12 protein-coding genes are annotated in these 13,158 nt (G+C 50.2%); 9 read left to right on the top strand and 3 right to left on the bottom strand.

The window, feature by feature from the left end:
* The first annotated feature begins 18 nt into the window (after window positions 1-18).
* The 5 genes from dinI to MYB54_RS08315 all read left to right on the top strand — a co-directional run bounded on the left by dinI (window position 19) and on the right by MYB54_RS08315 (window position 2,711).
* A complete protein-coding gene (dinI, locus tag MYB54_RS08335) occupies window positions 19-258 on the top strand; it encodes a DNA damage-inducible protein I (RefSeq protein ID WP_014915848.1) in 240 nt (79 codons plus the stop codon).
* A gap of 88 nt (window positions 259-346) precedes the next feature.
* Entirely contained in the window at window positions 347-604 is a 258-nt protein-coding gene (locus MYB54_RS08330; RefSeq protein WP_010297192.1) for a hypothetical protein, read from the top strand.
* A gap of 233 nt (window positions 605-837) precedes the next feature.
* Window positions 838-1,092, top strand: a complete 255-nt coding sequence (bssS, locus tag MYB54_RS08325) for a biofilm formation regulator BssS (RefSeq protein WP_010276127.1) — start codon at window positions 838-840, stop codon at window positions 1,090-1,092.
* A gap of 459 nt (window positions 1,093-1,551) precedes the next feature.
* The gene (locus tag MYB54_RS08320; protein ID WP_010276123.1) at window positions 1,552-2,106 is read left to right on the top strand and encodes a cytochrome b; all 555 of its coding nucleotides are present in this window, start codon (window positions 1,552-1,554) and stop codon (window positions 2,104-2,106) included.
* Window positions 2,107-2,135: 29 nt separating this feature from the next.
* Complete coding sequence (locus MYB54_RS08315; RefSeq protein ID WP_161503050.1) at window positions 2,136-2,711, top strand: YceI family protein; 576 nt, start codon at window positions 2,136-2,138, stop codon at window positions 2,709-2,711.
* Between the two features lie 73 nt (window positions 2,712-2,784).
* On the opposite strand, the gene trhO is transcribed toward MYB54_RS08315, so the two are convergent.
* Entirely contained in the window at window positions 2,785-3,852 is a 1,068-nt protein-coding gene (gene trhO, locus MYB54_RS08310) for an oxygen-dependent tRNA uridine(34) hydroxylase TrhO (protein WP_248721790.1), read from the bottom strand.
* A 216-nt stretch (window positions 3,853-4,068) separates the two neighbouring features.
* On the opposite strand from trhO, the gene MYB54_RS08305 reads away from it, so the two are divergent.
* Both MYB54_RS08305 and MYB54_RS08300 read left to right on the top strand, forming a co-directional pair.
* Complete coding sequence (locus MYB54_RS08305) at window positions 4,069-5,163, top strand: NADH:flavin oxidoreductase/NADH oxidase (RefSeq protein ID WP_014915850.1); 1,095 nt, start codon at window positions 4,069-4,071, stop codon at window positions 5,161-5,163.
* 258 nt (window positions 5,164-5,421) lie between these two features.
* Window positions 5,422-6,342, top strand: coding sequence for a Kdo(2)-lipid IV(A) acyltransferase (locus MYB54_RS08300; RefSeq protein WP_043902023.1), 921 nt, complete (start codon window positions 5,422-5,424; stop codon window positions 6,340-6,342).
* A gap of 117 nt (window positions 6,343-6,459) precedes the next feature.
* Here the strand turns inward: MYB54_RS08300 and mdoH are convergent, their stop codons facing one another.
* Together mdoH and MYB54_RS08290 are read right to left on the bottom strand one after the other, a co-directional pair.
* On the bottom strand, window positions 6,460-9,024 hold the full coding sequence (gene mdoH / locus MYB54_RS08295; protein ID WP_014915852.1) for a glucans biosynthesis glucosyltransferase MdoH: 2,565 nt from the start codon (window positions 9,022-9,024) through the stop codon (window positions 6,460-6,462).
* Window positions 9,017-10,519 (bottom strand): glucan biosynthesis protein G, encoded by a 1,503-nt coding sequence (locus tag MYB54_RS08290; RefSeq protein WP_148276436.1) that lies wholly within the window; start codon window positions 10,517-10,519, stop codon window positions 9,017-9,019. Before MYB54_RS08290 ends, mdoH begins: the two co-directional genes overlap by 8 nt.
* 443 nt (window positions 10,520-10,962) lie before the next feature.
* Here MYB54_RS08290 and MYB54_RS08285 point away from each other — a divergent pair, with 443 nt between their 5' ends.
* Both MYB54_RS08285 and MYB54_RS08280 read left to right on the top strand, forming a co-directional pair.
* On the top strand, window positions 10,963-11,463 hold the full coding sequence (locus tag MYB54_RS08285) for a DUF2946 domain-containing protein (RefSeq protein ID WP_248721789.1): 501 nt from the start codon (window positions 10,963-10,965) through the stop codon (window positions 11,461-11,463).
* Window positions 11,464-11,565: 102 nt separating this feature from the next.
* Window positions 11,566-13,089 (top strand): PepSY-associated TM helix domain-containing protein, encoded by a 1,524-nt coding sequence (locus MYB54_RS08280; protein WP_248721788.1) that lies wholly within the window; start codon window positions 11,566-11,568, stop codon window positions 13,087-13,089.
* Window positions 13,090-13,158: the final 69 nt, after the last annotated feature.

Raw genomic sequence — 13,158 nt, 5'->3', positions numbered from 1 at the left:
TAAAATTTGGAGGTCAGCATGCGCGTAGAAATCACTCTTGCAAAGACAACGCCTTTACCCGCCGGTGCAGTCGAAGCACTCAGGCATGAGCTGGAAAAGCGTATTCACAAAATTTATCCCGACACGCCCATTCAGGTGCGTTATGCGTCCGCAAATAACCTGACAGTCATGGGGGCTGGCAAAGAGGACAAAGATCGTATCTCTGAAATCTTGCAGGAAACGTGGGAAAGCGCCGACGACTGGTTTACCGTCGAGTAATCTAAAACTTGAAAAATAACGAAGATATAGGCTGTAATGGCAGCTTAAAGCGGCATTTCGCCATGTGCTATGACCGAGGGTATCTGTTATGACGGTAGAAAAACCAGAAGAGGCAATGACATTTGGGGAATTGCTGGAGCTGATTGGCGAGCAACAACGCAAGATCGACGCTCTGGAACTTGCCTTTTCGTCGCTGGCATTCTGCCTTGATGAGAAAGCAAACAAGCTGATGATTCACAATCTGGCACTCGAATCTCAAAATGAGAATCGGGATCCAGCGATGAAAAAATACCTTGCCCGACTTGCTGCCGCATTGGAGAAAAATGCAGGATTTGGCGTGGAATAATGCTCTGCCATCTCTGTTAACACACCTTCGGGATGAAAATCTATTCGTCCCGATATTTCATCTGACGCATCCCTTAGCCATACCTGCCTGTGTAATATTTTTTACGAAAAATTGAAAATATTTCCCATAAATTAAATAAGCAGCAGTATACTGATAATGTTCATTTAAAAAAAATGAACTACCTGAAGCCTCATTAGTCACTCATGTTAGTAACTAGTCAATAAGGGGTATTTATGGATAGAAAAAATGAAGTTATTCAGACACATCCTCTTGTAGGTTGGGACATCAGCACCGTTGACAGTTATGACGCCATGATGATCCGTTTGCACTACTTATCCACCTCGGACCAGGCACCAGATGAAGCACATGTCGACCGGACGCTTTGGCTAACAACCGATGTTGCAAGGCAACTGATACACATACTCGAAGCCGGTATTGCAAAAATCGAATCAACAGACTGTGACGCCAGTGATTATCGAAAACATTAGTAATTGATAACGTTATTAATATTATATTCAATACCCATTAAGTTTCTTAAATAGTAACAACACCGCCAATAGCGCGGTGTTGTTATTTTAGGGCTATTCTCATTTCTTTTTATATCCATCAATAAATGAAGCCGCGCCTATCTTTTTTATACTCTCACCGCCCTGATACTAATAATCACCCGCTATATCATTATTCAACTAATAGAGCCGCTTTCCAGTGCAATTAATTTATCTCACTGCCGTCTTTATTCATCTTTCGCCTGAAAACAGGCATTAGAAATATCTATTTCCAGTAAAGAACTTCCATAACCAAACTGAATAAATTATGAATTTAAATTCAAAAAAATTGTTCATGTTTATGATAATGTTACAATTTGAAAGTTTATATTGATTTTATGTTTCTTCCTGTTAAATTTCGCCGAATTGACTGCGTTACCGATCTGATAAGGAGTTATCACCATGCTTTGGCGTAATACCTCTTCTCGTTATGGCCATATCAGCATTCTTTTGCACTGGATTGCAGCGTTAACCGTTTATGGCATGTTCGCTTTAGGACTGTGGATGGTCACATTAGGGTACTACAATATTTGGTATCACCGTGCCCCAGAGATTCACAAAGCCATTGGCGTGCTGTTCTTTGCCATCTTAATCTTTCGCGTGGTATGGCGTTTTATCTCCCCACCGCCTCCGCCGTTGAAAAGCTACTCCACATTAACCCGCGTCAGTGCGACGCTGGCTCATATTGCGCTTTATGTCATTCTTTTCGCCATTCTCATTAGTGGATATCTCATTTCCACTGCCGAAGGGCATTCCATCTCAGTTTTTGGCTGGTTTTCTGTTCCGGCCATTGTCAGCGGCTTGACGGATCAGGCCGATATAGCAGGCGACGTGCATCTTTATCTTGCATGGGCGGTGGTTGCCTTATCAGCGCTGCACGGTTTAGCCGCATTAAAACACCACTTTATCGATGGTGATAACACGTTGAAACGGATGTTGGGTCGCAACGTTCCTTAACTTTCTGGATTTATGGAGAAATACCAATGCTGAAGAAAACACTACTGAGCCTGACCGCAGTATCCATGCTTGCCTCTGCCGGTTCTGCACTGGCGGCAGAATACAAGTTCGATAAAGAAGGCCAGCACGCGTTTATCGAATTCCGCATTAAACACCTCGGTTACAGCTGGCTTTACGGCAGCTTTAACGACTTCGATGGCGCCTTTACCTTTGATGAGAAAAACCCATCAGCGGATAAAGTGAATGTCACAATCAACACCAACAGCGTTGATACCAACCACGCTGAACGTGACAAGCACCTTCGCAGTGCAGAATTTTTAAACGTTACCAAGCATCCGCAAGCAACGTTTACGTCCACTGAAGTGAAGAAAGACGGCGAAGATTACGATATTACCGGCAACCTGACCTTAAATGGCGTCACCAAGCCCGTTAAGCTGGATGCCAAACTCATCGGTCAGGGTGATGACCCGTGGGGTAACTATCGTGCAGGGTTCCAAGCCGAAGGCACTATCAAGCTGAAAGACTTCAACATTACGACCGATTTGGGTCCAGCTTCACAGGATGTAGAACTGATTATCGCCGTTGAAGGCGTTCGCCAGAAATAAGGCAGCACCACGCATCAACACGACACAGCCCTTTCCGTTGGAAAGGGCTTTTTATTGCACGATGAGCCGTTCGCTATTCAGCCTTATCTTTCGCTGCAGGGGCAGGAATCTGCAACGTTGACTGCAATAGTCCTTTGGATTTATTGAAGATTTTCATTCCATTCTCACGCCCGCTGCGTATCGCCCTTTGTTCTTCCAGCGGCAGCTTCATCTCGTCCTGACACTGCGTACTGCAACAGCCTTCATATTTTGCGGCACAGCTAGGACATTGGATAAACAGAAGATGGCACCCTTCATTACGGCAGTTAGTGTGGCTATCACACGACGCTCCGCACTGATGGCAATGCGCGATGACGTCATCAGAGATACGCTCTCCCATCCGTTCATCGAACACGAAATTCTTACCGATAAACTTCAGCGGTAAGCCTTGGGCTTTGGCCTGACGCGTATACTCAATGATACCGCCCTCGACGTGATACACGTTCTTAAAGCCGTGATGCAGCATGTAGGCACTGGCCTTTTCGCAGCGAATACCGCCCGTGCAGTACATGACAATATTTTTATCACGCGCCTCGTCCAGCATTTCAACCGCCATCGGTAGCTGCTCACGAAAGGTATCCGACGGCACTTCCAGCGCATTCTCAAAATGTCCGACTTCGTATTCGTAATGATTACGCATATCGACAAATACGGTATCAGGATCGTCGGCCATCGCATTGACCTGATCGGCTTTCAGGTATTGCCCGACATTCGCAGGGTTAAAAGTAGGATCGTCAATGCCATCGGCGACAATCCGTTCGCGTACTTTCATACGCAACACCCAGAACGATTTCCCGTCATCTTCCAAAGCGATGTTTAATCGAATCTGATCGAGTACCGGATGTGCACTGAACAATGCGGTTTTAAAGGCATCGAACTGATTATTAGGTACGCTGATTTGGGCGTTAATCCCTTCAGTAGCAATATAGATGCGTCCGAAGACCTTATATTGCTCAAGCTGAATATACAGACGATCGCGAAAGGCTTTTGGATCGTCAATCGCAAAATATTTATAGAAGGAAACTGTGGTACGCGGCTCGGTTTCCGCAAGCATACGCGCCTTCAGTTCCTCATTAGAAATTCGGTTATGTAACACTGGCATGGTGTACGTTCCTATCTTCATTGAGGTTAGCGTGTGGCGTTCATCATCAAGCTATAGCTCGACATACTGAATCGCCCGGCATCATACCTGATAGCGCTGAAGCTGTCAGGGCATGAAATGAATAGCGTAACGAGAAAGAGTGATCTACCGTAAACCCACGACCTCTGGGATTCATTTTCGCTTTCATGAAGTATCATCATCGAAGGATCTGTCATTATGAGTCAGCTTTTCTCCCCGGTATCGCTGGGTAAACTCGAATTGCCCAACCGAATCATCATTGCCCCCATGTGTCAGTATTCAGCAGAGGATGGCAAGGCGACAGCCTGGCATACCATGCATTTAGGTAACCTGTCACATTCTGGCGCTGGGCTACTTATTATTGAGGCGACCGCAGTCTCACCAGAAGGGCGGATTTCCCCACACGACCTTGGTTTGTGGGATGACGCGACGGAGCAGGCTCTTGCTGGTGCGGTTCACGCAGTCAAAACCTATTCAGCCATGCCTCTCGGCATACAGCTCGGGCACGCGGGTCGCAAAGCATCAACAGGCGTGCCGTGGAGCGGGCGAGCATTTCTGCGCCCGGAACAGGGCGGTTGGCAGACTATTGCACCATCGGCTGTTCCTTATAATGACAGTGATGCGCCACCGCAGGCCATGTCAGAACCGCAAATCCGTGCGCTAATTGACTCGTTCGTTGACTCCGCTAAACGTGCGGATCGTCTGGGCTTTGATCTGATAGAGATTCATGCTGCCCACGGCTATTTATTGCACCAGTTCCTCTCACCACTGACAAACCAGCGCACGGACGGCTACGGCGGATCGCTTCAAAATCGGATGCGTCTGGTCATTGAAACTTATCGTGCGATACGCGACGTTTTCCCTGAACGTAAAGCCGTCGGCGTACGTATTTCTGCAACAGATGGTGTGGAAGGCGGTTGGGATCTGGAACAGTCCGTACAGCTCAGTAAAGCGCTGCACGAATTGGGCTGTGATTTCATCCATGTCTCCAGCGGCGGGCTATCGCCGTTACAACAGATTCATCCTGCGCCGAATTATCAGGTGCCCTATGCACAGCGGATTAAGCAAGAGGTGGGTATTACGACCATCGCCGTTGGATTGATAACCGAACCGGAACAGGCAGAAGCGATCGTTGCAACCGGTGAGGCAGACGCTATCGGGCTGGCTCGTGCGATACTCTTCGATCCTCGCTGGCCGTGGCATGCAGCCGCCAGACTGGGCGCACAGGTCTCCGCCCCTGCACAGTACTGGCGTAGTGAACCACGCTACGCCAGAGGTATTTTCAAGCAGTAACGATGAATACGATGTGTCAGGCGATCCTATCTGGGTCGCCGCTTCCCCCTCTCACCACGCGGTATGCCAACAAAGGTTAAAACTCATTCTCTGAAGATGGTACGATCAAATCCGCTTTTTGCATAAAAATCAGTCAATAACACAGCGGTAATTTGTTTTATTGGCAAAGCGCCGCAATAATCTATCTTGCAGTTGACCATTAACTCGTTTTTTAACGGTTCGCGTGCTGACCAGCACCAAAACATTGATACTGAGGCCATGACACAAATCCCTTCTTTTAATCGTTCATTGCTACATCCGCGCTACTGGCTCACCTGGTTGGGCATCGGCATCCTATACCTTATCGTTTTGCTTCCCTATCCCGTTATTTATCGTATCGGTACCGCACTTGGCTATCTGGCTATGCGTCTGCTGCCAAAGCGCGTCAAGATCGCCGCCCGCAACCTTGAACTGTGTTTCCCCGACATGCCACAGGCTGAACGTGATGTGTTAGTCAGGAAGAATTTCGAATCTGTCGGCATGGGCGTAGTTGAAACAGGCATGGCCTGGTTTTGGCCGAATTGGCGTATCGAGCGCTGGTTTACGGTGACAGGCGTTGAACACATCCTTCCTGAGAACGAACGGAAGCAAGGGGTACTGCTCATCGGGCTGCATTTTTTAACATTGGAACTCGGTGCGCGAGTTTTTGGCATGTACAATCCGGGGATCGGCGTCTATCGTCCGAATGATAACAAGCTGATTGACTGGTTACAGACGTGGGGAAGAATGCGGTCTAATAAATCCATGCTGGACCGAAAAGATCTGAAGGGCATGATTCGCGCTCTCAAGCAGGGCGACATTATCTGGTATGCCCCAGACCATGATTATGGCCCACGCAGCAGCGTATTCGTTCCTCTGTTTGCCGTAGATAAAGCAGCGACAACCCGCGGTAGCTACATGCTGATAAAAACGGCACGCCCGGCAGTCATCCCTTTTGTACCTCGCCGACTGCCTGACGGCAAAGGCTATGAACTACTGATCCAGCCAGCGGAACAGGATGCACCTGTAGATAATGAAACTGCGACTGCCGCTTGGATGAACAACGTGGTTGAACGGAACATTCTGCTCGCACTGGATCAATACATGTGGCTGCATCGCCGTTTTAAAACGCGCCCGGAAGGAGAACCGTCCCTTTATTAACGAATGCACTCCTGTAGTTTCGGAGCTGCGACACCTTATGACAGACGAAAAAAAAGCAACGGCATTGATTGCCGTTGCTTTATCTTTCACACCACTCATTTTCTACACTACAAGCAGTTAGCTTTTGATATGAGGTGCGGGAAGTTTCTGGTAAGACTCAACCCACTCAGCATACGTTTCCGGCTTTTGCCACACATGGTAGTGCAGGCGCGAGATCGTCACAGGATCGCTAAGCAACGCCAGGCGCTGATTATTGCTCACCTCTTCCGGCTTGCGATTCAAGGCATCACGCACATTCTGCTCACGTACGTCTTCAATCGCTCGGCTGAAGCGATGGCGCGCCGTCGCCATTGCACTGGCAAGGGCGTTAATTGACGGATCAAAGACAGCCTGCATAAACCCGTTATCGAGTCTACGCTGGTGGTTCAACCGGCAATATTCATCCGTAGCGACCAGTTCACGCGGCGGATTAAACTCTTCCGGTATCATCAACAGCTTGGCACGCTTACAACCCAGCCCCAATGACGCGCGGCTCGAATAAACCGAAACGAACGGCGACAAAATCAGCGAGAAGACAATCGGAGCCAGCCACCACAGGAAGCGCAGATCCAGCCATGCCATGCCAATCGCCCAGACCAGACCCAGAATCAACTGAGAGCCGTGGCGCACAAACGCCTCACTCCACGGGGTCGCATCGTCGTCACGCTGTGGAGAATTCCACTGTACCGACCAGCCGAGAAACGCACTGACAACAAATACCGTGTGGAACAGCATTCGAACCGGAGCCAGCAGAACCGAGAACAGCATTTCCAGCAGCAGAGAAAGGAATACCCGGACAGCGCCGCCGTACTCTTTTGCCCCTTTCGCCCACACTAGAATCACACTCAGCAGTTTTGGCAAGAACAGCAAGACCAATGTCGTCGAGAAGAGCGCGATAGCCAGTTCCGGCCGCCACTGTGGCCAGACGGGGAACAGCTGTCGAGGCTGCAAGAAGTACTGTGGTTCCATCAGCGTATGCACAACCTGTAACGCTGTAGAGAGCACCAGGAACATAAACCACAGTGGTGCAGACAGATAAGACATCACACCGGTAAGGAACACGGCACGGTGAACCGGATGCATACCTTTAACCAGGAACAACCGGAAATTCATCAGGTTACCATGGCACCAGCGGCGGTCACGTTTCAGTTCATCCAACAGGTTAGGCGGCAGCTCTTCATAGCTTCCCGGTAGGTCGTATGCAATCCATACGCCCCATCCAGCACGGCGCATAAGCGCAGCTTCAACGAAGTCGTGAGACAGAATCGCACCAGCGAATGACCCCTCACCCGGCAGCGGTGCCAAAGCACAGTGCTCGATGAACGGTTTAACGCGGATAATAGCGTTATGTCCCCAGTAGTGCGACTCACCCAGTTGCCAAAAATGCAGGCCCGCAGTGAACAGCGGCCCATAGACACGCGTTGCAAACTGCTGGCAGCGTGCATATAGCGTATCCATGCCCGATGCTTTCGGCGAGGACTGGATGATACCGGCGTTCGGATTTGCTTCCATCAGTCTGACCAGAGACGTCAGACATTCACCGCTCATCACGCTATCGGCATCCAGAATCACCATGTAGCTGTACTGATTACCCCAACGGCGGCAGAAATCATCGATATTACCGCTCTTACGTTTGACGCGACGGCGACGGCGACGATAGAAGATGCGCCCTGCTCCGCCAACATCACGGCACAGCTCCATCCAGGCTTTTTGCTCTGCTACGCAGATATCAGGATCGTTACTGTCGCTCAAGACGTAAATATCAAAATGCTCAAGGTTGCCCGTCGCTTCAACCGACTCATACGTCGCACGTAATCCTGCAAACACGCGTTCTACGTCTTCGTTACAAATCGGCATGATTAACGCCGTGCGATGCTCGGGATTCAGCGCCTCGTTACCCACTGTCGTGGAAGAGATACTGTATTTATCTCGACCAATCAGCAGTTGCAGGAACCCCATCAGCGCGGTCCAGAACCCGGCCGACACCCAACAGAACAGCACCGCGAACAGAACGAGTATGCCGCTTTGCAACACATAAGGCAGCAGTTGCATCACCGAGCGCGTCCACGGCTGACCCGCCATTTCAAACGGATCGATCAGCGCCCACCCCTGATAAGGGAGGATGGTTTTCATGTACCAAGTGGCGATCGCCGTCTGGAACAGCGTCAACACCAGCAGAATATAGCGGCGGATTGTGCCCACCAGACGCCAGCGGTTTTCGGAAATTTTCTCTTCCGGGCTGTAATGAGGACGAGGCGGCACGGTACGGCCCAGCAGACTTTCCCACCAGCGAATCAGTGGGTTCGTCCGCCAGACATCAGGGAACATCGAAGCGCGGGTAATAACAGGCATCGCTTTTAATGCCGTCCGCCCTTCCCTGTCTGTGCCGAGCTGCTTACCGTTGTCCAGACCATCAGCCCAGGCCATTTCAAGACGAGCCTGCACGGAATGCAGCGCAACATCGTCTTCTGCCTGAACATTGACCCGGCTGCCTTCAGACTGGCTACCTTCAGACAACGCCTGATGCAAAACGGCCTGATCGTTCCAGGCCGCTTGCGGTAATTTTTCGCGAAGAACCTCTGCCTGCGGAGCAGGCAGAGGTAGTTTCTCAATATAATCGAGAGAAGAAGTTGACTTATTCATTAGCAGGCAGCTGATTGCTCCAGGTTTCAGTCAATGTCGTCTCGCCATTAACCAACGCAGCTCTCATTTCAGTCGGCTGTTTCGCATCCTTCACACGCAAACGCAGCGTCAGACGCCAGCCATGAGTTACCGGGTTATAGCGAACATTATTTTCTACAATCTCGCCGTTGTCGCCAATGCTGACCTGAGAAGCGACCGGAGTGCTCTCATCCAACTCTTTTAAATTCGGTCCAACAAAATCCACAATGTAAGCGATCGTGCCGTCAGGCTGGCGGATCAGGTTAGATTGTTTAACATCACCGGCAGAACGGCGAGTCTGTTGAACATAGGCAATGTCCGGGGAATGCAGTTGATCTTCGTCGCGCGTAAAGTGCAGACGATATTTAATATCCAGCGGTTTGCCCGTTTCTGGCAACACATCCGGTGTCCAGAAGGCAACGATATTGTCGTTGGTTTCATCCGCGGTAGGGATTTCAACCAGCTCAACTTTTCCTTTGCCCCACTCGCCTTTTGGCTCAACCCAGCCACTTGGACGCAGATCGTAACGGTCATCAAGATCTTCGTAAGCGGCGAAATCACGGCCACGCTGCAGCAGACCAAACCCTTTCGGATTTTCCACCGCATAAGTGCTCACGGACAGGTGCTTAGGATTATTCAGCGGACGCCAAATCCATTCGCCATTGCCGGCATGAATTGACAGACCGTTAGAGTCGTTCAGCGCTGGACGGTAGTTCAGCGTTGGCGACGGCTGGTTCGGGCCAAACAGATACATACTGGTCAGCGGAGCGATACCCAGCTTGCCCACTTTGTCGCGCAGGAAGACTTTAGCCTGAACGTCTACGACGCTGTCACGCCCCGGATAAACGGTAAAACGGTAAGCCCCTGCAGCACGTGGCGAATCCAACAGCGCATAAATCACCAGATGTTTATCATTTGGTTTTGGACGTTCAATCCAGAACTCACGGAAACGCGGGAATTCTTCACCAGAAGGCAACGCCGTATCGATCGCCAAACCACGCGCAGATAAGCCATAAATCTGGCCTTTACCGACCACACGGAAATAGCTGGCACCCAGCATGCTGACAATTTCATCGTTCTTATCGGCTTTATTGATCGGATAGAGAACTTTAAAACCGGCAAAGCCGAGATTTTTAACCGTTTCAGGATCGTGATTGACGGAGCCAAAATCAAAATACTCAGGAGAGTATTTAATCTCATCAACCGTTGTCGCCGTCACTTCATTAATTTTCACCGGGGTATCGAAATACATGCCCTGATGGTAAAACTGGAGTTTGAAAGGCGTCTGTACATTATTCCAGTATGATTTGTCGTTATTGAAACGAATTTGCTGGTAGTCCGCAAATTTCATATCACGGAATTGCGCAGGAAGATTACTTTTCGGCGCTTCAAAACCCTTTTCAGCCAGCTTTTCGGCCTGCTGTGCTACATCATCAATAGAGAATGCCCAAGCTGGCACTGCGCTCACTGACAGCATAACGGCGGCGGACAGCCAGCGAAGGCTAGCAACCCGCTGTTTAAACCCAAATTTATTATCCAGCACAGCTCCCCCTGTTCGTGTGCTTCAATCAACTAAAATCCATATTAATGGATAAGTTAGCTTTCCGACAACTTGATAAAGATATTGTTCATCATAATAGGTCAGCGTTTAAACAACGAGAACGCTAAAGCATGATAAACCGGGTTGTCAAAATGGAAAACAGCCACGGACTATAGCGAATATCGCCCTGCGCGGGCGTAGGATTATTCCGTTTACGCCCGTGCAATTTCCTGACGTGTCATTGATAGAAATCGGAACGGATAGCAACAGCACTTCACATGTCACTGGCAGTATGCCGAGTATAAACATTTGTGTAACAATGCAGGGACAAGTAAAGTACACTCCTTGGCTGAACCCGGTATTGTTGAATTAAGACTGCTATGCTTTTGTCCGCACTACGACGGCGAAGTTTCCCAGCCTGGGTCGGCATCTTCGCTATTTTGACCATCTTCATTGCCCCAGTGATTTCACAAACACTGGTGCTTCATGGGGCCCATGCTCATGAAAATGGTACAAACACGCATAGCTCGACTGTACATACTAGTACTACTGCACATACGGCCGACGCGCATGATACCGCCGCGTCCACCGGCCACAGCGGCAGTATAGCCGAACCGCACCATAATCATACCGGACATCAGATATCCGGGCATCACGCGACGCAATCACACCATTCTCCCTCATCGCCATCCATGATGATGGACCATGCTGCTTGCGGTTACTGCGTACTCTTTTCGTATACGCCGGCGCTGTTCGCAACAGGCACTCCCAATCCCATACTGACTGCGTCTTTATCGGAAGCGCTGGTTATTCATTTTATTTCCCGCATTGTCCTTCCTGAGCGTTATGCTTCTCCTGTAGTCCGCGCCCCGCCTTTCTGAATCACGCATCATCATGCTCATGTGCATTTATAACGCATCGCGCTATACCCTTTCAGGTGTGGCGTTTGATCATTTTTTTGCTAAGTGATTTCAGAGGGGTCTATGTCACACCCTAATCAGGCATCAGCCACTGCCGCCGCCTCCGGCTCACGCCCAGCCGGAGAAAAGGCGTCGGATAAACACGCGATGGATAACGTATCGCCACGTGCTGCGATCGTTGCCCTGTTCATCCGGCTTCATTTCTATATCGGTATTTTTGTCGGTCCTTTTATTTTTGTCGCCGCTCTGACAGGAACGCTGTATGTCCTGACACCGCAGATTGAAAACCGGCTGTATTCACACCAGCTTTTCACCGAGAGTCAGGGCACGCCACATTCTCTGTCTGAGCAAATCCATGCGGCACAGGCGGGGCTCGCTCACCGTCAGGATGCAAAACTGCTTGCGATCCGCCCTGCACCAGTAGCCGGAGAAACTACCCGCGTCATGTTTGCCTTGCCGGAATTGGGGCCATCGGAAAGCCGCGCCGTTTTCATCGATCCGGTTTCGCTGGAAAATCGTGGCAGTGAGATTGTTTACGGCACCAGCGGCATTCTGCCATTCCGTACCTGGCTTGATTACCTGCACCGCGGGCTGCTGTTAGGCGACGTCGGGCGTAATTACAGCGAGCTGGCAGCATCCTGGCTGTGGGTTGCAGCACTGGGCGGCGTTGTTATCTGGTGGTCAACTCGACATCTGTCGTCAGCGACCAAGCGTCGGAAATTGAAGAACAGCCAGACGACAACAGCCAAGACGCAGCGTCTGCGCCACTGGCACGCCACGATGGGGCTGACTCTTGTGCTTGGTTTGCTCTTTTTCTCCGTAACGGGGTTAACCTGGTCGCAATGGGCGGGAAGCAATATTTCTGTCGCGCGTACCGCACTAGGGTGGCAGACCCCATCGGTGAACACGCAGTTGCCCACACCGATGTCTCATCACGACATGATGCACGGTCACGATATGGCGATGACTACGGATGAACATGCAGAGCATCATGCGTCGATGCCAATGGAGGATGTCGAAGCCGCTTCACCCGCGTTATTTGATGAGGTGCTGGCTGCCGCGCGCAATGCTGGGATTGATGCTAATAAAATCGAAATCCGCCCTGCCACCAAACCGCACCGTGCCTGGACCGTCAGTGAGATCGATCGTTCCTGGCCAACGCAGGTTGATGCCGTGTCGGTTAACCCAGATACGCTGGAGATTATAGACAAAACTGATTTCAACACCTTCCCGCTTGCCGCCAAGCTCACCCGCTGGGGAGTGGATGCACATATGGGCGTGTTATTCGGTTTACCAAACCAACTCATCCTCGCGGCATTTGGTCTTGGGCTCTGTACGATGATTGTATGGGGTTATCGGATGTGGTGGATACGTCGTCCAAAATCTCGCCATAACGCTAATCCGCTCAACACGCTGACGGCGGCATTGTTAAGGGTTCCACTCTTTCAGCGTGTGTTGATTGCGCTTATTACGCTGCTGCTGGCAGTGAGCTTGCCCGTCATGGGTATCAGCCTGCTCATCTTCCTGCTCATTGATGTTGTTCGATGGTATATGAATCATCCTAAGCAAACTATCGCTAAAAGCTGATTTCCGTCCTGTCATCATTGCCCGACACGGCAATAAAAAACCGCCATTGTGGTACACAACTCGTGCACA

The organism is Pectobacterium nicotianae (genome assembly GCF_023272715.1).
GTDB lineage: Bacteria > Pseudomonadota > Gammaproteobacteria > Enterobacterales > Enterobacteriaceae > Pectobacterium > Pectobacterium brasiliense.
The sequence above is the reverse complement of the archived record's forward strand: the minus strand, read 5'-3'. Positions and strand labels throughout refer to the sequence as shown.

Excerpts from the sequence above, each read along its gene's own strand:
- mdoH (WP_014915852.1), bottom strand. The coding sequence starts at position 9,024 with ATGAATAAGTCAACTTCTTCTCTCGATTATATTGAGAAACTACCTCTG.
- MYB54_RS08300 (WP_043902023.1), top strand. The coding sequence starts at position 5,422 with ATGACACAAATCCCTTCTTTTAATCGTTCATTGCTACATCCGCGCTAC.
- MYB54_RS08280 (WP_248721788.1), top strand. The coding sequence starts at position 11,566 with ATGTCACACCCTAATCAGGCATCAGCCACTGCCGCCGCCTCCGGCTCA.
- dinI (WP_014915848.1), top strand. The coding sequence starts at position 19 with ATGCGCGTAGAAATCACTCTTGCAAAGACAACGCCTTTACCCGCCGGT.
- bssS (WP_010276127.1), top strand. The coding sequence starts at position 838 with ATGGATAGAAAAAATGAAGTTATTCAGACACATCCTCTTGTAGGTTGG.
- MYB54_RS08290 (WP_148276436.1), bottom strand. The coding sequence starts at position 10,519 with ATGCTGTCAGTGAGCGCAGTGCCAGCTTGGGCATTCTCTATTGATGAT.
- MYB54_RS08285 (WP_248721789.1), top strand. The coding sequence starts at position 10,963 with ATGCTTTTGTCCGCACTACGACGGCGAAGTTTCCCAGCCTGGGTCGGC.
- MYB54_RS08330 (WP_010297192.1), top strand. The coding sequence starts at position 347 with ATGACGGTAGAAAAACCAGAAGAGGCAATGACATTTGGGGAATTGCTG.
- trhO (WP_248721790.1), bottom strand. The coding sequence starts at position 3,852 with ATGCCAGTGTTACATAACCGAATTTCTAATGAGGAACTGAAGGCGCGT.
- MYB54_RS08305 (WP_014915850.1), top strand. The coding sequence starts at position 4,069 with ATGAGTCAGCTTTTCTCCCCGGTATCGCTGGGTAAACTCGAATTGCCC.
- MYB54_RS08320 (WP_010276123.1), top strand. The coding sequence starts at position 1,552 with ATGCTTTGGCGTAATACCTCTTCTCGTTATGGCCATATCAGCATTCTT.